Origin of the sequence: Streptomyces sp. NPDC056580, assembly GCF_042793175.1 — a bacterium.
Lineage (GTDB): Bacteria > Actinomycetota > Actinomycetes > Streptomycetales > Streptomycetaceae > Streptomyces.
This window is the reverse complement of sequence record NZ_JBHTVE010000002.1, coordinates 565,664-589,075: the sequence shown is the minus strand read 5'-3', so window position 1 is coordinate 589,075 and position 23,412 is coordinate 565,664. Positions and strand designations below refer to the sequence as shown.

Sequence of the window (23,412 nt, the reverse complement as noted above, 5' to 3'; positions counted from 1 at the left end):
CCTACCGCGCGCCTGCGGCGGGCCCGGCGGCCGTGGTTGGCCGGCCATGGGCAGCGGAACGGACGGGAGCACGCGTGAGGACGACGGGCGGACGGCGGGCGGCGCTGCCGTGGACCTGGTGCGCGACCCGGCTGGTGCTGCTGCTCCTGGTCTTCCGGGTGGTCCCGCTGCCCGGCGCCGACGTCACCGCCGACGTGTCGGTGATCTACCAGGGCTGGGCCGGGGTGCTGCGCCGGGGCACGTTCCCGCTGGACGACGTGACCTGGCAGTACCCGCCCGCCGCCGCGCTCGCGGTGCTCTCCCCCGCCCTGCTGCCGTTCCTCGGCTACGCGGCCGCCTTCTTCGTCCTGAGCTGCCTGGCCGACCTGGTCGTGTTCGGGCTGCTGGCGCGCGCGGGCCGGGGCCCGGGGCGGTCCTCGCGCGGCGCCTGGATCTGGGTGGCGGGTCTGCCGCTGCTCGGCCCGACGGCGTACGCCCGCTACGACCTGATGGTGACCGCGGTGGCCGTGGCGGCCCTGCTCGCCGGGACCCGCCACCCCCGGCTGATGGGCGCGCTGGCGGCGTTCGGGGCCCTGCTGAAGGCGTGGCCCGCCCTGCTGCTCGTGGGCGCCACACGGCTGCGGGCGTGGTGCGCGGCGGCGGTGACCGCGGGCGGCGGCGCGGCCCTGTTCGCGGTGGCGATGCCGGGCGCCTTCGCCTTCCTGGCCTTCCAGCGCGACCGGGGCACCGAGGTGGAGTCGCTGGGCGGCCTGGTCCTGCATGTGGCCCGGCGCTTCGGCTGGCCCGGCGAGGTGGTGCTGAACTACGGCTCGGTGGAGTTCCTCGGCCCGTACGTCGGAGCGGTCGGCAAGGCGGCCGTGGTGCTGACCGCCGGCGCCTTCGGCTGGCTGCTGCTGTGGCGGGTGCGGGCGACCCGGTTCGAGCCGCACACGCTCGCGGACGCGGCGTTCACCGCGGTACTGCTCTTCACCGTCACCAGCCGGGTGATCAGCCCGCAGTACCTGGTGTGGCTGGTCGGCCTGGCCGCCGTGTGCGGGTGCCACCGGGCGAGCCGGACCGGGAGGCCCGCCGCCCTGGTGCTGGCGGCCGCCTTCGTGACGCTGCTGGAGTTCCCGATCGGCTTCGCGCACGTCATCGTGAGCGACACCTACGGCGTCGCCCTGCTGCTGCTGCGCAACGGCCTGCTGCTCGCCGCCGCCCTCACCGCGGCCCGGACCCTGTGGCGCGCCACCGTCCCGGCGCCCGCCGGTCCCGTGCCGCTCAGCCCAGCTGATCCCGCACGTACGCGCGCCACCGGGCGGTGAACGCCTCCGGGGTGGTGCCGAGGACCCTGTGCAGGGCGTCGGCGAGGGCGCCCGCGCGTTCGGCGTGCGCGCCGACGGCCCGGTAGAAGGCGCCGAGGCGGCTCTCGCCCCAGTGGGCGGCGATCATCCTGCAGGCCAGCCAGCCGCCCTCGTAGGCCTGGGCGAGGAGGGTGGGATCGCCGCTGAAGCCGAAGTCACGGTCGGTGGGCAGGGCCGCCGGCGCCTTGCCGTCCCGGACCGCGCGGGCCAGTTCCGGCGCGGCCTCGGCCGGGGTGCGTCCGGTGCCGAGGTATCCGATCCAGTCGGCGTAGCCCTCGGAGAGCCAGAGCGGGGTGGCCGCGGTGGTCTGCGCCCGGGTGGCCACGTGGGTGGTCTCGTGGGTGAGCACCACCTGCTTGCCGACCTCGCCCAGCACGGCGTACGCCTCCGGGTTGACCACCACCCGGTCCGCGGGCGTCCGCCCCGGGCTCCCCGCCTCGCCGGTGGTGACCGCGGCGATGCCCCGGTAGCCGGAGGCGGGCGAGCCGAGCAGGCCGGCCATGCCCGCGAGGCTCCGCGGGACCAGGACGACGAGCCGCCGGGTCCAGGCCGTCCCCCACGCCGCGGAGACGGCCGGTACGGCGCGGTCGGCGAGCCGGGCGTAGCGGCGCAGCTCGGCGGCGCTCTGGCCGGTTCCCAGGACCAGGCTGTGCGCGCCGCTGACGGCGGTGACCCGGCCCTGGTCCCAGAGCTGCTGCCCGGTCTTCGCGGCGGGCCGGTCCCCGGTGACGTACCAGCGGCCGCCGTCGGTGCGGCGCAGGGTGAGGGTGCGGCGGACGGTGACCGGCGCCCTGTCGTAGCCGGCGACCCGGTAGCGCAGCTCGGTGTCGGCGGTCGCGCCGGAGCCGGCGCGGCGCAGTGCCGTCACCCGGTACGCCCAGGAGGCCAGTGGCAGGGCGCGCAGCCGGACGTAGGCGGTGCGGGCGCCGGTGGCGCCGAAGGCCGACTCGTCGTGCCCGAGCAGGGCCGCGGAGCGCCGGTCGAGGACCCGCTGCACCTCGGCGGTGACCGGGTCGGCGGCGGTCCGCCCGGCGCATCCGGCCAGGGGCGGCAGGAGCAGCAGGCAGAGCCCCGCCGCCGCGGCGCGCCAGGTCCGCGGCGCCCGTCCACGAACAGTCACCCGCCGATCGTACGGCGCGCCGGCGGAGGTCAGGGGCGGGTGACGGAGGCGATGGGCATCATCCCGACCGGGTCGTAGCGCACCGCCGCCCCCGGGTGGGGCGCGTGGATCACCCGGCCGCCGCCGACGTACATCCCCACGTGGCCCGCGTCGGAGCGGTAGACGACCAGGTCGCCGGGGCGTGCCTGGGACAGCGGGATCCGCCGGCCGGCGTGCCGCTGGTCCTGGGAGGTGCGCGGCAGATGGACGCCGGCCCGCGCGTACGCCCACTGCATCAGCCCCGAGCAGTCGAAGCCGGACGGCCCGCTGGCGCCCCACACGTAGGGGCGGCCGAGCGCGGACCGGGCGGCGGCGACGGCGGCCGCGGCGCGGGCGTCGGGCGCGACGGCGCCGGCCAGGTCCGGCAGCCCGGGCAGGTCCACGCGGCCGTCGCGGGAGGCCCGGTCGTAGGCGGCGCGTTCGGCGGCGGGCAGGGAGTTGAGCAGTTGCCGGGCCCGGGCGAGCTTGCGCTCCACGATCCGCTTGTGGGTGTCGACGGCCCTGCGGTCGCGCTGGAGTTCCGCGAGCTTCCCGGCGGCCTCGGCGCGTTCCTGGGCGAGTTGCCGCATCTGCCTGCGCAACTCCCTGAGCTGCCCGGCCTGCTGGACGCCGATGCGGTCGAGGGTGGAGGCGCGGTCGAGGTAGTCGTCCGGGTCGTCGGACAGGAGCAGGGCGACGGCCGGGTCGAGGCCGCCGGAGCGGTACTGGGCGCCGGCCAGCGAGCCCAGCCGCTCCCGCATGGTGTTGACGCGCTGCTGGCGGCGCGCGATGCGCTCCTGCGCGTCCCGGACCTCGCGGCGCAGCGCGTCGGCCCGCTCGTCGGCCTTGTCGTAGGCCTGGGTCGCCTTCTCGGCCTCTTCGTAGAGGCGGTCCACCTCGGCGCGGGTGTTCCGGTGCGGCGCCGCGTCGGCCGGTACGGTCCCGAGGGCGGCGGCCGCCGCCGACAACGCGCACAGGGCGGTCGCTGCGCCCCGGTCGAACCCGGACGGTGCGAGACGGCGATGGGAACCCACGGCGGTCCTTCTGCTGGCGGACAGGAGCGGTCCCCCGACGCGGGGGACGGGGAGGCCCCCGCGCCGGGGAAACGCGGCAGACAGTAACCGGGCGGGAGGACGGCGGCCAAAGGCCGTCGACGGCCCCGTGACCACCGCGCCCCGCCGCTGACGCAGGTCAGGGCGGGGCGGAGGGTCAGTCGCGGTACTCGGGATTCGCCCTTTCGGGTGGCCCGGAGCCGGCGCCGGACGGCGTCAGACGCGGACGCCGAACTGGAAGGGCATGTTGTTGATCGACTCGTAGCGGACCACGGCGCCGGTGTGCGGGGCGTGCAGCACCTGGCCGTTGCCGGCGTAGAGGCCGACGTGGTGCAGGTCGCCGTAGAAGAAGACCAGGTCGCCGACCTGGAGCTGGCTCATCGACAGGTGGGCGCCGTAGCCCGCCTGGGCCTCGGAGGTGCGCGGTATGGAGACGCCGGCCTGGGCGTAGGCCCAGGAGGTCAGGCCCGAGCAGTCGAAGGAGGACGGACCGGACGCGCCGTAGACGTACGGGGTGCCGATCTTGCTCTGCGCGGCGGAGAAGGCGGCGGCGGCCCGGCCGGAGGCAGAGGTGTCGTTGCCGAGGTCCACACGGTCGGTGGAGGAGCGGTTGGCGCGCTGCTGCTCGGCGGCGAGGGCCGCCTTCTCCTTGGCCGTCAGGGTGTTGAGCAGCTTCTGCGCCTCGGCGAGCTTGCCCTGGACTTCCTTCTTCTTGTTGCCCAGCTCGGTGCGGGTGGAGGCCAGGTCCTTGAGCTTCTCGGTGGCCTCGGCCCGCTCCTGGGCGAGTTGGCGCTGCTTGTCCTGGATCTTCTTCAGCGCCTCGACCTGCTGACCGCTCAACTGGTCGAGCGTGGACGCCTTGTCGAGGTAGTCGTCCGGGTCGGCGGACAGGAAGAGCTGGACCGAGGGGTCGATGCCGCCGGAGCGGTACTGCGCGGTGGCCAGCGAACCCAGGCCGTCGCGGAGCTTGTTCAGCTCCTCCTGGCCCCGGGCCACGTTGTCCTGGATGGTGGAGATCTCCTTCTGCAGCTTCTGCTGCTTCTCCTTGGCCCCGTTGTACTTCTCGGTGGCCTGCTCGGCCTGCTCGTAGAGCTTGTCGACCTTCGCCTTGACCTCGTCCTTGCCGAGCTTCTCGCTCGGGGCGGCGTTGGCGGCGTTCGCGCTCAGCACGACGGCGGCCGCGGCCGCGGTGGTGAGCACGGTGACACGCGTGCGGCTGGGTTGCTTGGGTCGACGGTGGGACGCCACGAGGGACGATCTCCTTCTTGTGAGTGATCACCCGTTCGGAGGTTCGAGCCAGACCCTAGTGACCCAGTTGTGATCAGTTCAAATCCCTGCGGCAAAAAACCCGGTGACGCAACGCATTCTTTGCACACAACTCACGTGCGGTGATGCCGGATTGACACTACGTTGCGTGACGATACGTCCAATTCGGGCAATGCATATGCGTATTGCACGTTCAGGACAGTCGCTTCAGAAGTACCGCAGAGGCCACCGGACGGGCACCGGCGCGCGCGACCCCGTCGGCCACCTCCCGGTCGGTCGAGGCGACGATGACCGGACGGCCCGGCGGCTCGGCGCGCACGAGCTGCCGGATCAGCTCGTCCGCCGTGACGCCCGGCTTGGAGAACAGCACCCGCACCCCGCGGGGCGGCGCGAGCAGCACCGGCGCGACCAGTTCGGCGCCGTCGAAGACGCAGGTCACCTCGGCGCCGGTCTGCGCGGCGAGCGCGGAGAGCTGACCCAGCAGGCGCAGCCGCTGCTTCTCCAGCGGCATCTGCGGATAACCGGTCTTGGTGACGTTGTAGCCGTCGACCACCAGATGCGCCTGCGGCAGCGCCAGCAACTGGTCGAGGATCGCCGGGTCGTTCTCGGACAGCGCCCGGGCCGCGATGTCCTTCGGGGTCATCCGCCCCGGTTCGACCGCGTCCACGGTCTCGGCCGGCCGCACCGAGACCGGCGGCAGGGCGAGCTCGCGCCGCAGGCCCTGGGCGGCGTCCAGCAGGGTGTCCAGCAGCAGCCGCACCCGCATGTCCTCGACGCTGCGGCCCTCGCGGGCCGCCCGCCGGGTGGCCTCCAGCGCCGCCTCGACCTCGCCGAGGCGCGCCTTGAGCCGCCGCGACTCGCTCTCGGCCGCCGAGAGCTGCGCCTGCCCCTCGGCGCGCACGGCCTCGGTCTCGCCCCGGGACTTGCGCAGCGCGGCCTCACCGCGCTTGACGTCGCTGAGCGCGGCACGCAGCTTGCGGTGCAGGGACTCCGCTTCCCTCTTCGCCGACTCCGCCTCGGCGCGCAGCCGTTCGGTCTCGGCGCGGGTCTGCTCACGGGCCTGGGCGAGTTCGGCGCGCAGCCGCTCGAGTTCGGCCCGGCCCTCCTCGTCGGCCCGCTCGGCGTCGGCGCGCTGCGCCTCCTCGCCGGCCGCGGTGACCAGCTTCACCCAGCCCGCGGGCCGCAGTACGTAGGCCGCGGCCGCCACTTCGAGCGGGTCCGCGGCCGGGGGCGGCGAGCCGGAGTCGAGGGCGCCGGAGAGTTCCGGCTGCGCCTCTCTGAACTTCTCCCCGATCCGCTGCCGGAACAGCCCGTCGGTCTCCAGCGCGGCCGCCATCGCGTTGCCGGCGAACTTGGCCCGGCGATTCGGGGCGAACCGGGCGTACTGCCGCAACTGGGTGGGCAGTTCCGTCACCGTCAGCAGGCCGAAGGCGTCCGAGACGATCTGCACGACCCGCCGGCGCACGCCGTCGGGCATCGGACGGTCAAGCACCTCAGCGGTGCCGTCGCCCGGCCCCCCGCCTGCGGTCTCCACCATCCGTCACACCCCAATATCCGTCCGGGGCCCGCTCCGCTCAGGAGCCGGCGCCCGGCCTGTCCACGAGTTCCACCTGGTCCACCGCGTTGCACCAGCGGCAGCGGACCGACTCGATGGTCTCACTGACCACCTCGCGCTCCTCGACCGTCGGCTCTCCCGCGAGGTCCAGGTGAACGTACTCGACGACCTTCGACGAGCGGGTCACGTCGAAGCGGGTGAGGTTGCCGCAGAGGGCGCAGCGCCATCGTGTCGTGGCGGTCGGCAGGGGAACCGTCATCGTGGCTGTTCGCTTCCTTCTCGGTCGGTGCGCGCCGCTCCTCGACGCGTGTGGCTCGTAACCCTACGGCCTGGCGGTCGCTCGCCGCCCGCCCGTCCACGGCGGCGAGGCGGTCTGTGTGCTTGCGTCCCCTTACGTCATGCTCTGTAGTCATGATCCGCACCTGGGGCACGGCGGCCCGCGGAGCGTTCCGGGCGGTCCGGGGCGTCTCCGCGCCGATGACGTACGTCCTCCTCGTCCTGTGCACCCTGATCTTCGTGCTGAGCCCGGCCTCCGGACTCACCCCGGCGTACGGCTCGGGCGGGGCGCTGTTCGCGGCGCAGCGGGCGTACTTCCGCCACTGGGGCGTGGTCCCGGCCGAGCTGTTCGACCCGTCGGTCCGGGCCGCCCTGACCCCGGCCACCGCCCTGTTCGTGCACGGCAGCTGGGTGCATCTGCTCGGCAACATGCTCTTCCTCTTCGTCTTCGGGCTGATGACCGAGGAACGGATGGGCCGGGTTGAGTTCACCCTCTTCTACGTCGGCTGCGGGTACCTGGCCCTGCTCGGCTACGCGGCCGCCAACGCCACCTCCGGACAGTCGCTGGTCGGCGCCTCGGGGGCGATCTCGGCGGTCCTCGGAGCGTTCCTGTACCTGTTCCCCCGTGCCCGTGTGACCAGTCTCCTCCCCTTCCTGTTCTTCCTGCCCCTGCGCTTCCCGGCCTGGGTGGTGCTGCCCTTCTGGGCGGCCCTGCAGTGGCTCGCGGCGGGCCGCTCCGGCCAGGGCCCGGGGGTGGCCTACCTCGCCCACCTGATCGGCTTCGGCCTCGGCTTCGGCTACGCGCGGGTGCGCTACGGGCCGACTACTAGAGTGAAGTCCGCACCGGCCCCGGCACCCGAGGGAGAGAACCTGCCGTGATCACCGCGATTGTCCTCATCAAGACCAGCGTGGACCGGATCCCCGAGATCGCGGAGCGGATCGCTTCGCTGGATTCGGTGAGCGAGGTTTTCTCCGTCACCGGCACCTACGACCTCATCGCCATGGTGCGGGTGCGGCAGCACGAGGACCTGGCCGACGTCATCCCCGGGCGGATCAGCAAGATCCCCGGCGTGGAGGCCACCGACACGCACGTCGCGTTCCGCACGTACTCCCAGCACGACCTGGAGGCGGCGTTCGCGATCGGCCTCGACTCGTGAACGCCGGCTCCTAGGGTCCGGCACGCCAGGCGTCGCGGGCCCGGCGGGCATCGTCAGACAGGCCCTGGGGGTCCGCGCCCGACTCAGGCCTGGTCGCGCACCGGCACGCAGCGGCCGTCCTCGGTGCGGTACCGCCACCGCGCGCCGTCGCGGACCAGTTCCCGCACCGCGTCGACGAAGCGGTCGACGTGCTCCTCGGGGGTGCCCGCCCCGAAGCTGACCCGGACGGCGTTCAGCGACTTCTCGCCGGGCGCGGCCTCGGGCGCCCCGCACTCGCCCTGGGTGCCCGGGTCGCCGCCCAGCAGGGTGCGGACCAGCGGGTGGGCGCAGAACAGGCCGTCGCGGACGCCGATGCCGTACTCGGCGGAGAGCGCGGCGGCGAAGTGGGAGCTGTTCCAGCCCTCGACGACGAAGGAGAGCACACCGACCCGCGGGGCGTCGTCGCCGAACAGCGAGAGCACCCTGACCTCCGGCACCTCGGCGAGACCCGCCCGGACCCGGGCGAGAAGGTGCTGCTCACGGGCGACGAGGGTGTCCCAGCCTGCCTCGGTGAGCGCCTTGCAGGCGGAGGCGATGGAGTAGGCGCCGATCACGTTCGGGGAGCCGGCCTCGTGGCGCGCGGCGCTCTCGTGCCACTCCACGTCCACGCCCCCGTCGGTGCGCCGGGTGACCCTGCGGCTGGCGCCGCCGCCCGCGAGGTACGGCTCGGCCGCGACCAGCCAGTCGGACCGGCCGGCCAGCACGCCGGAGCCGAAGGGCGCGTACAGCTTGTGACCGGAGAAGGCCACCCAGTCGACGTCCAGGTCCTGGACCGACACCGGGTGGTGCGGGACGAGCTGGGCGGCGTCCAGGACGATCCGGGCCCCGTGCGCGTGGGCCGCGGCGGCCAGCTCGCGCACCGGCCACAGCTCGCCGGTGACGTTGGAGGCGCCGGTGACGCACACCAGGGCCGGGCCGTGCGGGTCGCGGTCGGCGAGGGCCCGCTCCAGGGTCTCCACGGCCCGCCGCGGGGTGCGCGGCGCGTCGAGGACGGTCACGCGCGCGTCCTGCCACGGCAGCAGGGAGGCGTGGTGCTCGGTCTCGAAGACGAACACCTCGCAGCCGGCCGGCAGCGCGCGGGCGAGGAGGTTCAGGGAGTCGGTGGTCGACCGGGTGAAGACCACCTGGTCGCTTCCGCGGCAGTCGAGGAATCGGGCGACCGTCCGGCGGGCGTTCTCGAACAGGTCGGTGGAGAGCTGGGAGAGGTAGCCGGCGCCGCGGTGGACGCTGCCGTAGTAGGGCGCGTAGGCGGCGACGTCGTCCCAGACGCGCTGCAGGGCGGGGGCGCTGGCGGCGTAGTCCAGGGCGGCGTAGGCGACCTCGCCGCCGGTCACGAGCGGGACGGTGACGTCCCGGCCGAGGACGGGCAGCTCGTCACAGGCGGTCTTGGCGGCGGCAGCGGTGGGTGCGGACATGGTGAACTCCCGTGAGGCAGGCAGGGATCACCGTGCGAGCGGTACGGCTCCAGCACGGCGGAAAGGTGAAAGGGGTATGCGGAGGCGGGGCTCGACGCCCTATCGCATTCGCTTGCTCACAGAAGGCTCCCTCGACGACCAGGACCCCTGGTCCCGCGCTCCCGCAGGAGCCGCGCGAGGGGTCCGCGCTTGCCGTGGACCTCGCTGCCCACGGCCTGGTCCTCACCCGGGGCACCCCGCCACGGACGGAGGGTTGCCGGACAGCCGGCCGGGGCCGCATGGCTGTCGCTCATGACCTGGTTCAGTATCCTGCCACACGATCTACGGTGCGCAAGGCGCGGTCCGCCATCCGGACCGCGCCCCGCGTCGCACCGGGCGGGGTCAGGCGTTGCTGGCCGCCACCCACCGCTCCAGCGTCCGCCCGGCCGCCCCGGAGTCGATCGACTCCGCCGCCCTCGCCATGCCCGCGCGGAGCTGCTCGGTGAGCGGCTCGTCGGTCGGCCGCAGGGCGACCAGCGCCGCCGCCGAGTTCAGCAGCACCGCGTCCCGCACGGGACCGTGCTCGCCGTCCAGCACCCGCCGGGCCACCTCCGCGTTGTACGAGGCGTCGGCGCCGCGCAGCGCCTCCACGGGGACCAGGTCGATGCCGGCGTCCCGGGGGTCGAAGCGCTCCTCGGCGACCTTGCCGTCCCGGACCACCCACACCCGGGACGTGGCGGTGGTGGTCAGCTCGTCCAGGCCGTCGTCGCCCCGGAACACCAGGGCGGAGTTCCCGCGCTCGGCGAGGACCCCGGCCACGATCGGCGCCATGCGCGGGTCGGCCACCCCGACCGCCTGGGCGCGCACCCGGGCAGGGTTGGTCAGCGGGCCGAGCACGTTGAAGGTGGTGCGGATCCCCAACTGACCGCGGGCCGCGGCGACATGGCGCAGCGAGGGGTGGAACTTCACCGCGAAGCAGATGGTGATGCCGGCCTCCTCGGCCACCTCGGCGACCCGCCGCGGGGTCAGGCCGAGGTTGATGCCGAGCTTCTCCAGCACGTCGGAGGAGCCGGAGGCGGAGGACGCGGCGCGGTTGCCGTGCTTGACGACCTTCGTGCCGGTGCCGGCGACGACGATCGACGACATGGTGGAGATGTTCACCGTCTTGGCGCCGTCGCCGCCGGTGCCGACGATGTCGACGGCCGGCCCGGGCACCTCGATCACGTTGGCGTGCTCGTACATGGTCCGTACCAGTCCGCTGATCTCCTGCACCGTCTCGCCCTTGGCGCGCAGCGCCACCATGAACCCGGCGATCTGGGCGTCGGTCGCCTCGCCGCGCATGATGAGGTCCATCGCCCAGGCGGTGTCGTCGGCGGACAGGTCCCGGCCGTCCAGCAGCCCGTTCAGCAGGGCGGGCCAGGAACGGCCCGCCGCGGTGTCGCCTCCAGCGGGGGTCACAGCGCTCATAGCCGCTCCTGGGTGTCGTCGCAGAACAGTGTGCTCCCACCCTATCCAGCACCGGACACGGCGAAGGGCCCCGTCCGTAAGCCGGACGGGGCCCTTCGACTGTGGCGTGGCGACGCTCGGGGATCAGTGGTGGCCGTGGCCGCTCGTGATCTCCCGGTACTCCTCGACGGTGGCCTTCGGGATCTGGTTGTCCTCGCCGTAGTAGGCGTTGCTGAGCTTGGCGCGCAGCTTCTCGGACCCCTTCACCTTGCGCTCGACACCGTTCTCGTCCACCGTCGGGCCGATCTCGGCCGGCTCGTACTGGTGGTGCGCGGTGAGGGTGTGCAGCTGCTCCTGGCTGAGCGGCTCGTGGACCTCGATGAACTCACCGTGCGGCAGGCGCTTGATGATGCCCGTCTCGCGGCCGTGCAGCACCTTCTCGCGGTCCCGGCGCTGCAGGCCGAGGCAGATCCGCTTGGTGACGATGAAGGCGATGACCGGTCCGGCGAAGAAGGAGATCCGGACGAACCACGTGACCGCGTTGAGCGACAGGTGGAAGTGGGTGGCGAAGAGGTCGTTGCCACCCCCGACCAGGCCCACCATGTACACCGTGACCCAGGCGACGCCGAACGCGGTGCGCGTCGGGGCGTTGCGCGGGCGGTCCAGGATGTGGTGCTCGCGCTTGTCGCCGGTGACCCAGGACTCGATGAACGGGTACACCGCGATCGCGGCGAGCACCAGACCGAAGAGGACCAGCGGGATGAACACGCCCAGGACGAGCGTGTGACCCCAGAAGTTGATCTCCCAGCCCGGCATGTAGCGGACCAGACCCTCGGCGAAGCCCATGTACCAGTCGGGCTGGGCGCCCGTGGACACCTGGTCCGGCCGGTAGGGGCCCATGGCCCAGATCGGGTTGATCTGGGTGACCGCGGCGATGGCCGCGATCACGCCGAAGACCAGGAAGAAGAAACCTCCGGCCTTGGCCATGTAGACCGGCAGCAGCGGCATGCCGACGACGTTCTTCTCGGACTTTCCGGGACCCGCGAACTGCGTGTGCTTGTGGTAGAAGACCAGGATCAGGTGGCCCACCATCAGGCCGAGCATGATGCCCGGCAGCAGCAGGATGTGGATCGAGTAGAACCGGGCCACGAAGTCGTGGCCGGGGAACTCGCCGCCGAAGAGGAAGTACGAGATGTACGTGCCGACGATCGGCATCGACAGGATCGCGCCCTCGGTGAAGCGCACACCGGTGCCGGAGAGCAGGTCGTCCGGGAGGGAGTAACCGGTGAAGCCGGTGAACATGCCCAGGACGAACAGCAGGAAGCCGAACAGCCAGTTGATCTCACGCGGCTTGCGGAACGCGCCGGTGAAGAACACGCGCATCATGTGCACGAACATGCCGGCGAGGAAGATCAGCGCGGCCCAGTGGTGGATCTGCCGGATGAGCAGGCCACCGCGCACGTCGAAGGAGATGTGCAGGGTCGAGTTGAACGCCTCGGACATCAGCTGTCCCTGGAGCGGGACGTAGGAGCCGTGGTACTCCACCTCGTTCATCGACGGGTGGAAGAACAGCGTCAGATAGACACCGGTCAGGATGATGATGAGGAAGCTGTACATGCAGACTTCGCCCAGCATGAACGACCAGTGGTCGGGGAAGATCTTCCGCATGTTCGACTTCGCCAGGGAGTAGATCCCCAGCCGGCCGTCGGCCCAGTCGGCGATCCGCTCGCCGGCGGGCGCCTTGCCGCGTCGCTCGTTGTTCTCGTTGGTGCTCATCCGCGCTCCCAGAATGCAGGACCGACGGGCTCCTCGAAGTCGCCGAGCGCCTGGAGGTAACCCTCGTCGTTCACGCCGATGCGGAGCTGCGGCAGGGCGTGACCAGCGGGGCCGAAGATCACTCGGGCACCGTCGGAGAGGTCGAAGGTGGACTGGTGGCACGGGCACAGCACGTGGTGCGTCTGCTGCTCGTACAGGGAGATCGGGCAGCCGACGTGGGTGCAGATCTTCGAGAAGGCGACGATGCCCTCGTGCGACCAGTCGAGTTCGCGCTTGTCCTTGATGTTGCCCGGCTGCAGCCGGATGATCATCAGGGCCGACTTGGCGATCTCGTTCTGGAAGTCCTCCTGGGTCTCTTCCAGGCCCTCGGGCTTGGCGAACGTCAGCGAACCGACGGCGACGTCCTCGGGACGCAGCGGCTGGTTCGTGTTCATGTTGACCAGCAGCTTGCCCTTGGCCCACAGCGTGTGACGCAGCGAGGTGCCGGGCAGCGGACCGAGGTCGCGCAGCAGGACGACGCCGGACAGCGGCACCAGGGTGAGCGCGCCGAACATCGTGTTGCGGATCAGCTTGCGGCGGCCGAGCCCCGACTCCTTGGCGCCCTCCTTGAAGTCCGCGTAGACCTTCGCACGGACCTCGGGCGGGGCCTCGATCGGGTGACGCTCGTCGGCGACCTCGACGTCGGACATCAGCGTGCGGGCCCAGTGGACCGCGCCCGCGCCGATGCAGAACAGCGCCGCGCCCAGGGTCAGGCCGAGCGCGAAGTTCAGCGCGCTGATGTGCCCGATCGGGAAGACGTAGACCGCCGTGTCGGGCGAGATCGTCACGTACGAGGCGATGAAGCCGATGGTGGCCAGCATCGAGACCGTGAACAGCAGGGCGACGACGCGCTCGGACCGCTTGGCGGCCCGCTCGTCGATGTCCTGGATCCGGTGCTCGTGGGGCGGCAGCCCCGGGTCCGCGAACGGGTTCTCCTCGTCCGCGACGCTCACGGCGCCGTGCGCGTGGTCCTGCGCTGCGGGCAGGTTCTCTTCTGGAATGTCTTGGCTACTCATGACTTCTTGGCCTTTGCGGTCCGGGCGGCGACCCACACGGCAACCGCGATCAGTGCGCCGAGACCGAAGATCCAGGCGAACAGACCCTCGCTGACCGGCCCGAGGCCGCCCAGCTCCAGGCCACCCGGGTTGACCGTCTCGTCACCGTTGACCGCGTTCAGGTACGCGATGATGTCCTTCTTGTTCTTCTCCGACATCGTGGTGTCGGGGAAGGACGGCATGTTCTGCGGGCCGGTCTGCATGGCCTCGTAGATGTGCTTGGGGGCAACGCCATCGAGGCTCGGCGCGTACTTGCCGTTGGTGAGGGCACCACCCTTGCCGGTGAAGTTGTGGCACTGCGCGCAGTTGGTGCGGAACAGCTCGCCGCCCTTGGCGATGTCCGCGCCCTCCGGGCTGTACTGCTGCTTCGTCGGCACGTTCGGGCCGGCGCCCAGCGACGCGACGTACGCCGCGAGCTGGTCGATCTGGGCCTGCGTGTAGATGACCTTCTTGCGCGGGATCTGCGCCATCTGCGAGGTGGAGGCGGGCATACGGCCCGTACCGACCTGGAAGTCGACGGCCGCGGCGCCCACGCCGACCAGACTCGGCCCGTCGGAGGAGCCCTTGCCACCGGTGCCGTGGCAGCTGGCGCAGCCGACCTCGTAGAGCTTCTTGCCCTCCTTGATGGTCAGGGACTGGGAGGTTTCATCGGCCTGTGCCTTGCTCGCGGGCGCGAACGCGGCGTACAGCCCCCCGGTGGCCGCCAGCGCGAGGAGTAGGACGACGACCGCCGCCAGCGGATGGCGTCGTCGTGCGGAGAGCTTTTTCACGGATTACCCCGGTGTCAGGATCTTCTGCGTCGATGCTTGGTGTGCGGGAACGGTCCCGGCTACTTGATCAGGTAGATCGTGGCGAAGAGGCCGATCCAGACGACATCGACGAAGTGCCAGTAGTAGGACACGACAATGGCGGCGGTCGCCTGCTCATGGGTGAACCTCTTCGCCGCGTATGTACGGCCGAGGACCAGCAGGAAGGCGATGAGACCGCCCGTCACGTGCAGGCCGTGGAAGCCGGTGGTCAGGTAGAACACCGAGCCGTACGGGTCGGAGGACAGGGAGATCCCGTCCTTCTTCACCAACTCCGTGTACTCGTAGATCTGACCGCCGATGAAGATCGCGCCCATGATGAAGGTGAGGATGAACCAGCCACGGAGCTTCTTCACGTCCCCGCGCTCGGCGGCGAAGACGCCGAGCTGGCAGGTCAGTGAGGAGAGCACCAGGATCGTGGTGTTCGTGGCGGAGAAGGGCACGTTGAGTGCCTCCGCCATCCCCTTCCAGTGCGCCGGTCCGGTCACCGACCGGAGGGTGAAGTACATCGCGAAGAGGGCCGCGAAGAACATCAGCTCGGAACTCAGCCAGATGATGGTTCCGACGCTGGTGAGGTTCGGCCGGTTGACCGACGGGTGCGCGTGCCCGGTTTCTACTGTCGTTGCTGTCGCCACGACCGACATTATGTCGGTCGCTTATCCCGCCCTCACTCCGGGGGGTGCCGTTCGGAGTGTCTAGCCCCGCCGAACCGGTGTTGACGTGGTGTTCATGGGAGTAACATCCGCCTCGAACGGCCCTGTCCGTACGACGCCCTCGTCCCGGAGGAAGCATGCAGCCGACCGCCACAGTGCTGGTGTACAGCGACGACTCCAACACCCGCGAGCAGGTGCGGCTGGCCGCCGGGCGGCGGCCCGCGCCGGACGTGCCGGTCGTGGAGTTCCTGGAGTGCGCGACGCCCGAGGCGGTGCTGCGCGAGCTGGGCAAGGGCGGCATCGACGTGTGCGTGCTCGACGGCGAGGCCGTGCCGATGGGCGGCATGGGGGTGTGCCGGCAGATCAAGGACGAGGTGTTCAACTGCCCGCCCGTGCTGCTGCTGATGGGGCGGCCGCAGGACGCCTGGCTCGCCACCTGGAGCCGTGCGGACGCCGCTGTGACGCTGCCGGTGGAGCCGGTGGAGTTCGCCTCGGCCCTGGCCTCCCTGCTGCGCCAGAAGCGGCTGCTGGGCGTCTAGGGCCCGGCGTGGGCGGTGCGGGGGCGCGGGGCGAGCCGTACCGCCCCGCGCCCTCGGTCACAGCGCCACCGGCCGCAGCCGGGGGGCGTCGCGGGACGGGGCAGAGGTGTCCGGAGCGCCGGCCGTCAGGGCGCTGCCCGTGCGCCACTTGTTCCAGTCGACGTTCCAGTCCCCGAAGCCGTTGCCGAAGGGTTCCATCGGGTCGCCGTTGGAGTTGACGACCTTCACGATGTCACCCGGATGGACGTGGTCGAAGAACCACTGGGCGTTGGACGTGCTCATCCCCGTGCAGCCGTGGCTGACGTTGGCGGAGCCCTGGGAGCCGACCGACCAGGGCGCGGCGTGCACGTACTCGCCCGACCAGGTGACCCGGGTGGCGTAGTAGACCGGCAGGTCGTACGAGTCGGAACTGCCCTCCGCGATGCCGACGGTGGTGCCGCGCATCCGTACGTAGTACTGCTTCTCGAGGATGACCTTGACGCCGTTGCGGGTCTCGAAGCCGGGCTTGCCCGTGGTGACGGGGATCTGCTCGACCTCCTGGCCGTTCTTGTAGAACGTCAGCTGGTGCGTCGCGGCGTCCGTGACGGCCTCGATCCGGTCACCCGTCGTGATCTTCAGCGGCTTCGTCTTGCCGCCCCAGAGCCGGTCGCCGATCTTCACGCCCTCCAGGTTGCTGTGCACCTGGACGGTGGTGTGGACGGGCCAGTAGTCCTTGGGGCGGAAGTGCAGCTCCTTGTCGCTGACCCAGTACCAGGAACCCTGCACGGCCGGGACGGAGTCCACCCGCAGGGCGCGCTCCACGACGGCCCGCTGCGCCTTGTCCTTGACCGCGCGGTCGAGTTGGGCGGTGATGGGCTGTCCGACGCCGTAGACGCCCGACTTCGGCCCGAACGTGACGTTCAGCCGCTGCTTGCTGGTGGGTTTGCTGGTGTCGAAGGTGAGGACCTTGCGGCCCGGCGCGCCGTCGTCGTCCTCGGTGCTGACGCGGACCGTGTAGTGGGCGTTGGCGGCCAGCGGGGAGGTGCTGTGCCAGCGGCTGCCGTCGGCCGCGAGTTCGCCCGCCACGAAGCGCCCTGTGGAGTCCTGGGCGGTGACGTCGGTGATCCGGCCCTCACCGCTCTCGGCGGTGATCTCCAGGGGCTTGTCCGGATCGGCGGGCTTCCCCTCGTCGGTGGGGCCGTTGAAGGAGATCTGGCCCGCCGCGTCGTACGGGCTGGCCGACAGGGGGTTGCCGTCCGAACCGCAGGAGGTGACGCCCGCGCCGAGGGCGGTCACCAGCAACGCGCAGGTGACGACGGTGCGGGTCCGCGGAGTGTGATTCATATGATCACGCTATGAGATGCCGACCTCCTTGGCGCGGTACGTAAGTCGTTCGGGTGACAGGTGTCGTGGCAAATGCAGGAGCCCGGACCCTCCTGACGGAAGGTCCGGGCTCCTGGCGCGCTCGGCGCCCGCGTCACCGCGTGCTACTGGGTGCGGTTCTCACCGTGGTAGTACTCGAACACCCAGCCGAACAGGCCGATGAGGATGATCGGCGCGGCGAAGAAGATCAGCCACCAGCCGACCGCGATGCCGAGGAAGGCGATCGCGCCGCCGACGCCCAGCATGAGCGGCTGCCAGCTGTGCGGGCTGAAGAAGCCCAGCTCGCCCGCCTCGTCGGCGACGTCCGCCTCCTTGTCGTCCTGGGCACCCGCGTCGACCCGCCGGGCGGTGAAGCCCAGGTAGAAGCCGATCATGATGGCCAGGCCGAAGGCCAGGAAGAGCGCCGTGGTGCCGGCCGGCTCCTTCGACCACACGCCGTACACGACGGCCATGATCAGGAGGAAGAAGCTCAGCCAGATGAACATCCGGCCCTGGATCTTCACTTGCCGGCCTCCTTCTCGCCCGCGATGGCGGTGCCGTGGCCGGCGTGCTCGAGCTGCTCGAGCGCGACGATCTCGGGGTGGTGCAGGTCGAACGCCGGGGATTCACTGCGGATCCGCGGCAGGGTGAGGAAGTTGTGCCGCGGCGGCGGGCAGGACGTCGCCCACTCCAGCGAACGGCCGTAGCCCCACGGGTCGTCCACGCCGACCGGCTTGCCGTACTTGGCCGTCTTCCAGACGTTGTAGAGGAACGGCAGGATCGACAGGCCCAGCAGGAACGAGCTGATGGTCGAGATCGTGTTCAGGGCGGTGAAGCCGTCGGCCGCCAGGTAGTCGGCGTAGCGGCGCGGCATGCCCTCGGCGCCCAGCCAGTGCTGGACCAGGAAGGTGCCGTGGAAGCCGATGAACAGCGTCCAGAAGGTGATCTTGCCCAGGCGCTCGTCCAGCATCTTGCCGGTCATCTTCGGCCACCAGAAGTGGAAGCCGGAGAACATCGCGAACACTACGGTGCCGAACACCACGTAGTGGAAGTGGGCCACCACGAAGTACGAGTCCGAGACGTGGAAGTCCATCGGCGGCGAGGCCAGGATGACACCGGTCAGACCACCGAAGGTGAAGGTGATCAGGAAGCCGACCGCCCAGAGCATCGGCGTCTCGAAGGACAGCGAGCCCTTCCACATGGTGCCGATCCAGTTGAAGAACTTCACACCGGTCGGGACCGCGATCAGGAAGGTCATGAAGGAGAAGAACGGCAGCAGCACCCCGCCGGTGACGTACATGTGGTGCGCCCACACCGTCACGGACAGACCGGCGATCGCGATGGTCGCCGCGACCAGGCCCATGTAGCCGAACATCGGCTTGCGGGAGAAGACCGGGATGACCTCGGAGATGATGCCGAAGAACGGCAGGGCGATGATGTACACCTCTGGATGGCCGAAGAACCAGAAGAGGTGCTGCCACAGCAGTGCGCCGCCGTTGGTCGCGTCGAAGACGTGCGCCCCGAATTTGCGGTCCGCCTCCAGGGCGAACAGCGCGGCCGCCAGGACCGGGAAGGCCAGCAGGACCAGCACGGCGGTCAGCAGCACGTTCCACACGAAGATCGGCATGCGGAACATCGTCATGCCCGGAGCGCGCATGCAGATGATCGTGGTGATGAAGTTGACCGCGCCGAGGATGGTGCCGAAGCCGGAGAAGGCCAGACCCATGATCCACATGTCGGCGCCCAGGCCCGGGCTGCGGACCGCGTCCGACAGCGGGCTGTAGGCGAACCAGCCGAAGTCGGCCGCGCCCTGCGGGGTGAGGAAGCCGCCGACCGCGATGGTCGAGCCGAACAGGTAGAGCCAGTAGGCGAACATGTTCAGCCGCGGGAACGCCACGTCGGGCGCGCCGATCTGCAGCGGCATGATCCAGTTCGTGAAGCCGGCGAACAGCGGCGTCGCGAACATCAGCAGCATGATCGTGCCGTGCATCGTGAACGCCTGGTTGAACTGCTCGTTCGACATGATCTGCAGGCCCGGACGGGCCAGCTCGGCGCGCATCAGCAGCGCCATCACGCCGCCGATCAGGAAGAACGCGAACGAGGTGACCAGATAGAGCGTGCCGATCGTCTTGTGGTCGGTGGTCGTCAGCCACTTGACCACGACGTTACCGGGCTGCTTGCGCCTGACCGGCAGCTCGTTCTCGTACGAGTCCTCAGCTGCCGCGGCACCCTGGGGTTCGTTGAGGATGCTCACAGGTTGTTCGTCTCCCGGTTCTTCTCGTGCGGCGTCTGCGCGATGCCGGCGGGAATGTAACCGGTCTGCCCCTTCTTGGCGAGGTCCTTGAGGTGCTGCTGGTAACGCTCGGGGGAGACGACCTTCACGTTGAACAGCATCCGGGAGTGGTCGACACCGCAGAGCTCAGCGCACTTGCCGAGGAAGGTGCCCTCCTTGTTGGGGGTCACCTCGAAGGCGTTGGTGTGGCCCGGGATGACGTCCTGCTTCATCAGGAACGGCACCACCCAGAACGAGTGGATGACGTCGCGCGAGGTCAGGACGAAGCGGACCTTCTGCCCCTTGGGGAGCCAGAGGGTCGGTCCGGGGTTGCCCGTCTGCGGGTTCCGCGTGCCCGGGGTACCGACGTCGTAGACGCCGCCGGCGTTGGCCGGGAAGGCCTTCTTGTACCGGTCCGGAATGGCGGACAGGTTCGGGTCGGCCTTGGCGTTGCCGGTCGAGCCGGGAACGTCTGCGATGTAGTTGAAGCCCCAGCTCCACTGGAAGCCGACCACGTTGACCGTGACGTCGGGCTTCTTGGAGAGGCTCAGGAGCTTCGTCTCGTCCCGTGCCGTGAAGTAGAACAGCACCGAGATGATGATGATCGGGACCACCGTGTAAAGGGCCTCGATCGGCATGTTGTACCGGGTCTGCGGAGGTACCTCGACCTTGGTGCGGCTGCGCCGGTGGAACATGGCGCTCCACAGGATCAGGCCCCACACCAGCACGCCGACGGCGAGCGCAGCCGCCCAGGAACCCTGCCACAGGGAGAGGATCCGCGGAGCCTCTTCCGTGGTCGGGGTGGGCATACCAAGGCGGGGGAAGTCTTCCCAGTTGTACGAGCAACCGGTGGCTGTCGCCAGGACCAGGCCCGCGGTCAGTGCCTGCAGCAGCTTCCGCCGCATCGGGCGCCGCGGCGAGCGGTCGGAGCCGTTGGGACTCACGTAGCGCCTTCCCGAGAGTCTCGCCCGCGCTGTACGGCTGCGGCCTTCTCGCTGGTCGGTCGCCGCCCTGCGTCGGGCAGGGGTTTGGATGTTTATGCGGACCAAACCCTAGCCGACGCTCTCCGAGGGTTCGCGGGGAGGGTGCCATACGCGCCGCCGGTCACTCCTTCAGGTCGGGAATGGGCGCCTATTAGCTCGGGTTGTCGGGGTTTGGCCGACCGCCGCGGGTACGTTGTGGCTGGTCGCGCCCGCCGCGCGGCGACTGTGCGGACACGGTCCCGCGCCCCTGCCCGGCCACCCGCGTTCTAACGTTGATGTGTGGCTTACTTCGACGCGGCCTCCGCCGCTCCCCTTCATCCCGTGGCCCGGGAGGCGCTGTTGGCCTCGCTCGACGACGGGTGGGCCGATCCGGCCCGGCTCTACCGGGAGGGGCGCAAGGCGCGGATGCTGCTCGACGCGGCCCGCGGGGCGGTGGCCGAGGCGGTGGGGTGCCGGGCGGACGAGGTGGTGTTCGGCTCCTCCGGCACCTGGGCCGTACACACGGCTGTCGCGGGCGCGTTGGCCGGGCGGCGGCGGGTGGGACGTCACCTCATCGTGTCAGCCGTCGAACACTCCTCGGTCCTCCATTCGGCTGAGGCGTTCGAGGCGGAGGGCGGTTCGGTCGGCACGGTGGCCGTCGACCGGTCCGGGGCGGTGGACCCGTCGGCCTACGCCGCCGCCCTGCGGCCGGACACCGCGCTGGCCTGCCTGCAGTCGGCCAACCACGAGGTCGGGACCGTGCAGCCGGTGGCGGAGGTGGCCGAGGCGTGCCGGGCGGCCGGGGTGCCGTTGCTGGTGGACGCGGCGCAGTCCCTGGCCTGGGGGCCGGTCGAGGGCGACTGGTCGCTGCTGGCCGGCAGCGCGCACAAGTGGGGCGGGCCCTCGGGCGTGGGGCTGCTGGCCGTGCGCAAGGGGGTGCGGTTCGCACCGCGAGGGCCCGTGGACGAGCGGGAATCGGGGCGGGCTCCCGGGTTCCAGAACCTGCCGGCGATCGTGGCGGCCGCCGCCTCCCTGCGGGCGGTGCGCGCCGAGGCGGCCCAGGAGGCGTCGCGGTTGCGGGAGCTGACGGAGCGGATCCGGGCCCGGGTGCCGCGGCTGGTGCCGGACGTGGAGGTGGTGGGCGATCCGGAGCGGCGGCTGCCCGGGATCGTCACCTTCTCCTGTCTCTATGTCGACGGAGAGGCCCTGCTGCACGAGTTGGACCGGGAGGGTTTCTCGGTGTCCTCGGGGTCCTCCTGCACCAGCAGCACGCTGACGCCCAGCCATGTGCTGAGGGCGATGGGCGTGCTGAGCGAGGGGAACGTGCGCGTGTCGCTGCCGCCGGGGGCGGCGCGGGAGGACGTGGAGCGGTTCCTCGATGTGCTGCCCGGGGTGGTGGCGGGGGTCCGCGAGAAGCTGGGGGCGCCGGCCGCCGCGCCCGCGACGGCCGTGCGGGCGGAGGAACTGGTCGTCGACTCCCTGGGCAAGCGCTGCCCGATCCCGGTCATCGAGCTGGCCAGGGTCTTCGGGGAGGTGCCGATCGGCGGGACGGTCCGGGTGCTGTCGGACGACGAGGCGGCCCGCCTGGACATTCCGGCGTGGTGCGAGATGCGGGGCCAGGAGTACGTGGGCGAGGAGCCCGCGGAGCGGGGCTCGGCCTATCTGGTCCGCCGGGTGAGCTAGTGCTGTGACCGGAAAGGTTCACCGTCTCGCGGCGTCCGGCAAACCTTTCCGGCCACAGCACTAGGGCCTGTCCGACAACTCCCGCCGGGCCCGCGACGCCTGGCACCGCACCTCGCCGCGTCGTCGGGTACGCCCAGGCACCTCCAGTACGAGGGCGACCCTCCGCCCTGCGACGCACGGCACCGGACGCCACGGGCTGATCCGCCGCGAATCGTCGGACGGGGCCTGGCGGGGGCGGTCGGTCCCGCCCCCGCCGGGACGCTCAGCCCAGGTGGGCGTGGACCTCCTCGGCCGCGTCGTGCCCGTACGCCTTGGTGAACCGGTCCATGAAGTGGGCCCGGCGGAGCTGGTACTCCTGGGTGCCGACCGTCTCGATGACGAGCGTCGCCAGCATGCAGCCGACCTGGGCGGCGCGCTCCAGGGAGACGCCCCAGGCGAGGCCGGAGAGGAAGCCGGCCCGGAAGGCGTCGCCGACGCCCGTGGGGTCGGCCTTGCGCTCCTCCTCCGGGCAGCCGACCTCGATCACGCCCTCGCCGGACCGCTCGATGCGGACGCCGCGTGAGCCGAGGGTGGTGACCCGGTGGCCGACCTTGGCCAGGATCTCCTCGTCCGACCAGCCGGTCTTGGACTCGATCAGGCCCTTCTCGTACTCGTTGGAGAACAGGTACGTCGCGCCGTCCAGCAGTATCCGGATCTCCTCGCCCTCCATGCGGGCGATCTGCTGGGAGAAGTCGGCGGCGAAGGGGATGTTCCGGGAGCGGCACTCCTCGGTGTGGCGGAGCATCGCCTCCGGGTCGTCCGCGCCGATCAGGACGAGGTCCAGGCCGCCGACGCGGTCGGCGACGGTCTTGAGCTCGATGAGGCGGGCCTCGCTCATCGCGCCGGTGTAGAAGGAGCCGATCTGGTTGTGGTCGGCGTCGGTGGTGCAGACGAAGCGGGCGGTGTGCAGGGTCTCGGAGATCCGGACCGAGTCGGTGTCCACGCCGTGGCGGTCCAGCCACGAGCGGTACTCGTCGAAGTCGAAGCCGGCGGCGCCGGCGAGGATCGGCCTGGTGCCGAGCTGGCCCATCCCGAAGGCGATGTTGGCGCCGACGCCGCCCCGGCGGACGTCCAGGTTGTCGACCAGGAAGGAGAGCGAGACCGTGTGCAGCTGGTCCGCGACGAACTGGTCGGCGAAACGGCCGGGGAAGGTCATGAGGTGGTCGGTGGCGATGGAGCCGGTGACTGCGATGCGCACGGCGTGGACTCTCCTGTGGAGTTAAGAAGGGGCGCGCGATAGCGCTCGTTGGGAAGGGCCTGACAGTTCACGCTACCCGGTTGGCGCGGGACGCTGAAGCAGGCAAAACTACCTGATAGTAGGTCTTTCTTCGTCGCTCCCACGTACATACGGTGCCGCCATGACGAACCTCAAGGTCAACACCAGCGCCCCGGCAGACCTCGAAGGCGATCTCGCCTCGCTGCGCGGGGACTGCGCCCGGATGGCCCCGCACTGGGCGCCGCCGCGGCACACCGGATCGCGGCCGGTTCCTCCGTCGCTGATCCACGGGGTGACGGTGCCCGCGCGGTCCGCGCGGCTGCTGGACGCCATGTCGGACTACGGCGACTGAGCCGGGGCGCGCG

The 23,412-nt window shown here is 71.1% G+C and carries 22 protein-coding genes and 1 riboswitch; of the genes, 6 read left to right on the top strand and 16 right to left on the bottom strand.

Translation table 11 applies throughout. From position 1 onward, the window contains the following. The first annotated feature begins 74 nt into the window (after positions 1-74). Positions 75-1,304: a glycosyltransferase 87 family protein gene (locus ACFQ9Z_RS06410; protein ID WP_383011575.1), complete on the top strand. Its 1,230-nt coding sequence runs from the start codon at positions 75-77 to the stop codon at positions 1,302-1,304. Here ACFQ9Z_RS06410 and ACFQ9Z_RS06405 read toward each other — a convergent pair. The 5 genes from ACFQ9Z_RS06405 to ACFQ9Z_RS06385 all read right to left on the bottom strand — a co-directional run bounded on the left by ACFQ9Z_RS06405 (position 1,261) and on the right by ACFQ9Z_RS06385 (position 6,613). Beyond that, positions 1,261-2,463, bottom strand: a complete 1,203-nt coding sequence (locus tag ACFQ9Z_RS06405) for a hypothetical protein (RefSeq protein WP_383011572.1) — start codon at positions 2,461-2,463, stop codon at positions 1,261-1,263. The genes ACFQ9Z_RS06410 and ACFQ9Z_RS06405 overlap by 44 nt on opposite strands. A 29-nt stretch (positions 2,464-2,492) precedes the next feature. Then, positions 2,493-3,515 carry an NlpC/P60 family protein gene (locus tag ACFQ9Z_RS06400; RefSeq protein WP_383011569.1) on the bottom strand — a complete coding sequence of 341 codons (1,023 nt, stop codon included), beginning with the start codon at positions 3,513-3,515 and terminating at the stop codon, positions 2,493-2,495. Positions 3,516-3,749: 234 nt separating this feature from the next. Beyond that, positions 3,750-4,781, bottom strand: a complete 1,032-nt coding sequence (locus ACFQ9Z_RS06395) for an NlpC/P60 family protein (protein ID WP_383011565.1) — start codon at positions 4,779-4,781, stop codon at positions 3,750-3,752. 211 nt (positions 4,782-4,992) lie between these two features. Then, positions 4,993-6,336: an NYN domain-containing protein gene (locus tag ACFQ9Z_RS06390; RefSeq protein WP_383011562.1), complete on the bottom strand. Its 1,344-nt coding sequence runs from the start codon at positions 6,334-6,336 to the stop codon at positions 4,993-4,995. Positions 6,337-6,373: 37 nt separating this feature from the next. After that, positions 6,374-6,613, bottom strand: coding sequence for a hypothetical protein (locus ACFQ9Z_RS06385; protein WP_029382693.1), 240 nt, complete (start codon positions 6,611-6,613; stop codon positions 6,374-6,376). A 152-nt stretch (positions 6,614-6,765) separates the two neighbouring features. Here ACFQ9Z_RS06385 and ACFQ9Z_RS06380 point away from each other — a divergent pair, with 152 nt between their 5' ends. Together ACFQ9Z_RS06380 and ACFQ9Z_RS06375 are read left to right on the top strand one after the other, a co-directional pair. Continuing rightward, positions 6,766-7,509 (top strand): rhomboid family intramembrane serine protease, encoded by a 744-nt coding sequence (locus ACFQ9Z_RS06380; protein ID WP_383011558.1) that lies wholly within the window; start codon positions 6,766-6,768, stop codon positions 7,507-7,509. Continuing rightward, positions 7,506-7,787 carry an Lrp/AsnC family transcriptional regulator gene (locus tag ACFQ9Z_RS06375; protein ID WP_383011555.1) on the top strand — a complete coding sequence of 94 codons (282 nt, stop codon included), beginning with the start codon at positions 7,506-7,508 and terminating at the stop codon, positions 7,785-7,787. The genes ACFQ9Z_RS06380 and ACFQ9Z_RS06375 overlap by 4 nt, the downstream gene beginning before the upstream one ends. Before the next feature lie 83 nt (positions 7,788-7,870). On the opposite strand, the gene ACFQ9Z_RS06370 is transcribed toward ACFQ9Z_RS06375, so the two are convergent. The 6 genes from ACFQ9Z_RS06370 to ACFQ9Z_RS06345 all read right to left on the bottom strand — a co-directional run bounded on the left by ACFQ9Z_RS06370 (position 7,871) and on the right by ACFQ9Z_RS06345 (position 14,986). Then, positions 7,871-9,241 carry an aminotransferase class V-fold PLP-dependent enzyme gene (locus ACFQ9Z_RS06370; protein ID WP_383011552.1) on the bottom strand — a complete coding sequence of 457 codons (1,371 nt, stop codon included), beginning with the start codon at positions 9,239-9,241 and terminating at the stop codon, positions 7,871-7,873. Between the two features lie 180 nt (positions 9,242-9,421). Then, positions 9,422-9,538: riboswitch (SAM riboswitch) on the bottom strand. A gap of 84 nt (positions 9,539-9,622) precedes the next feature. Next, on the bottom strand, positions 9,623-10,687 hold the full coding sequence (gene trpD / locus ACFQ9Z_RS06365) for an anthranilate phosphoribosyltransferase (protein ID WP_383011549.1): 1,065 nt from the start codon (positions 10,685-10,687) through the stop codon (positions 9,623-9,625). A gap of 123 nt (positions 10,688-10,810) precedes the next feature. Beyond that, a complete protein-coding gene (locus ACFQ9Z_RS06360; RefSeq protein WP_383011546.1) occupies positions 10,811-12,442 on the bottom strand; it encodes a cytochrome bc complex cytochrome b subunit in 1,632 nt (543 codons plus the stop codon). Continuing rightward, the gene (locus ACFQ9Z_RS06355; RefSeq protein WP_383011542.1) at positions 12,439-13,497 is read right to left on the bottom strand and encodes a Rieske 2Fe-2S domain-containing protein; all 1,059 of its coding nucleotides are present in this window, start codon (positions 13,495-13,497) and stop codon (positions 12,439-12,441) included. The genes ACFQ9Z_RS06360 and ACFQ9Z_RS06355 overlap by 4 nt, the downstream gene beginning before the upstream one ends. After that, positions 13,494-14,306, bottom strand: a complete 813-nt coding sequence (locus ACFQ9Z_RS06350; protein ID WP_383011538.1) for a c-type cytochrome — start codon at positions 14,304-14,306, stop codon at positions 13,494-13,496. Before ACFQ9Z_RS06350 ends, ACFQ9Z_RS06355 begins: the two co-directional genes overlap by 4 nt. 59 nt (positions 14,307-14,365) lie before the next feature. After that, on the bottom strand, positions 14,366-14,986 hold the full coding sequence (locus ACFQ9Z_RS06345; RefSeq protein WP_383011535.1) for a heme-copper oxidase subunit III: 621 nt from the start codon (positions 14,984-14,986) through the stop codon (positions 14,366-14,368). A 146-nt stretch (positions 14,987-15,132) separates the two neighbouring features. On the opposite strand from ACFQ9Z_RS06345, the gene ACFQ9Z_RS06340 reads away from it, so the two are divergent. Continuing rightward, entirely contained in the window at positions 15,133-15,534 is a 402-nt protein-coding gene (locus ACFQ9Z_RS06340) for a response regulator transcription factor (protein WP_143636564.1), read from the top strand. Positions 15,535-15,591: 57 nt separating this feature from the next. On the opposite strand, the gene ACFQ9Z_RS06335 is transcribed toward ACFQ9Z_RS06340, so the two are convergent. The 4 genes from ACFQ9Z_RS06335 to coxB all read right to left on the bottom strand — a co-directional run bounded on the left by ACFQ9Z_RS06335 (position 15,592) and on the right by coxB (position 20,091). Next, on the bottom strand, positions 15,592-16,857 hold the full coding sequence (locus ACFQ9Z_RS06335; protein ID WP_383011530.1) for an Ig-like domain-containing protein: 1,266 nt from the start codon (positions 16,855-16,857) through the stop codon (positions 15,592-15,594). A 143-nt stretch (positions 16,858-17,000) separates the two neighbouring features. Then, a complete protein-coding gene (locus tag ACFQ9Z_RS06330) occupies positions 17,001-17,399 on the bottom strand; it encodes a cytochrome c oxidase subunit 4 (RefSeq protein WP_383011527.1) in 399 nt (132 codons plus the stop codon). Continuing rightward, a complete protein-coding gene (gene ctaD / locus ACFQ9Z_RS06325) occupies positions 17,396-19,129 on the bottom strand; it encodes a cytochrome c oxidase subunit I (RefSeq protein ID WP_383011524.1) in 1,734 nt (577 codons plus the stop codon). Before ctaD ends, ACFQ9Z_RS06330 begins: the two co-directional genes overlap by 4 nt. Next, positions 19,126-20,091, bottom strand: a complete 966-nt coding sequence (coxB, locus tag ACFQ9Z_RS06320; protein WP_383011519.1) for a cytochrome c oxidase subunit II — start codon at positions 20,089-20,091, stop codon at positions 19,126-19,128. The genes ctaD and coxB overlap by 4 nt, the downstream gene beginning before the upstream one ends. A 318-nt stretch (positions 20,092-20,409) precedes the next feature. Here coxB and ACFQ9Z_RS06315 point away from each other — a divergent pair, with 318 nt between their 5' ends. After that, a complete protein-coding gene (locus tag ACFQ9Z_RS06315; RefSeq protein ID WP_383011516.1) occupies positions 20,410-21,792 on the top strand; it encodes a cysteine desulfurase/sulfurtransferase TusA family protein in 1,383 nt (460 codons plus the stop codon). Between the two features lie 262 nt (positions 21,793-22,054). Here ACFQ9Z_RS06315 and ACFQ9Z_RS06310 read toward each other — a convergent pair whose 3' ends face one another. Continuing rightward, complete coding sequence (locus ACFQ9Z_RS06310; RefSeq protein WP_383011513.1) at positions 22,055-23,029, bottom strand: carbohydrate kinase family protein; 975 nt, start codon at positions 23,027-23,029, stop codon at positions 22,055-22,057. Positions 23,030-23,189: 160 nt separating this feature from the next. Between ACFQ9Z_RS06310 and ACFQ9Z_RS06305 the strand changes: the two genes are divergently transcribed. Next, a complete protein-coding gene (locus ACFQ9Z_RS06305) occupies positions 23,190-23,399 on the top strand; it encodes a hypothetical protein (RefSeq protein WP_383011510.1) in 210 nt (69 codons plus the stop codon). Positions 23,400-23,412 lie beyond the last annotated feature (13 nt).

Excerpts from the sequence above, each read along its gene's own strand:
- ACFQ9Z_RS06390 (WP_383011562.1), bottom strand. The coding sequence starts at position 6,336 with ATGGTGGAGACCGCAGGCGGGGGGCCGGGCGACGGCACCGCTGAGGTG.
- ACFQ9Z_RS06385 (WP_029382693.1), bottom strand. The coding sequence starts at position 6,613 with ATGACGGTTCCCCTGCCGACCGCCACGACACGATGGCGCTGCGCCCTC.
- ACFQ9Z_RS06380 (WP_383011558.1), top strand. The coding sequence starts at position 6,766 with ATGATCCGCACCTGGGGCACGGCGGCCCGCGGAGCGTTCCGGGCGGTC.
- ACFQ9Z_RS06370 (WP_383011552.1), bottom strand. The coding sequence starts at position 9,241 with ATGTCCGCACCCACCGCTGCCGCCGCCAAGACCGCCTGTGACGAGCTG.
- trpD (WP_383011549.1), bottom strand. The coding sequence starts at position 10,687 with ATGAGCGCTGTGACCCCCGCTGGAGGCGACACCGCGGCGGGCCGTTCC.
- ACFQ9Z_RS06360 (WP_383011546.1), bottom strand. The coding sequence starts at position 12,442 with ATGAGCACCAACGAGAACAACGAGCGACGCGGCAAGGCGCCCGCCGGC.
- ACFQ9Z_RS06355 (WP_383011542.1), bottom strand. The coding sequence starts at position 13,497 with ATGAGTAGCCAAGACATTCCAGAAGAGAACCTGCCCGCAGCGCAGGAC.
- ACFQ9Z_RS06345 (WP_383011535.1), bottom strand. The coding sequence starts at position 14,986 with ATGTCGGTCGTGGCGACAGCAACGACAGTAGAAACCGGGCACGCGCAC.
- ACFQ9Z_RS06340 (WP_143636564.1), top strand. The coding sequence starts at position 15,133 with ATGCAGCCGACCGCCACAGTGCTGGTGTACAGCGACGACTCCAACACC.
- ACFQ9Z_RS06335 (WP_383011530.1), bottom strand. The coding sequence starts at position 16,857 with ATGAATCACACTCCGCGGACCCGCACCGTCGTCACCTGCGCGTTGCTG.
- ACFQ9Z_RS06305 (WP_383011510.1), top strand. The coding sequence starts at position 23,190 with ATGACGAACCTCAAGGTCAACACCAGCGCCCCGGCAGACCTCGAAGGC.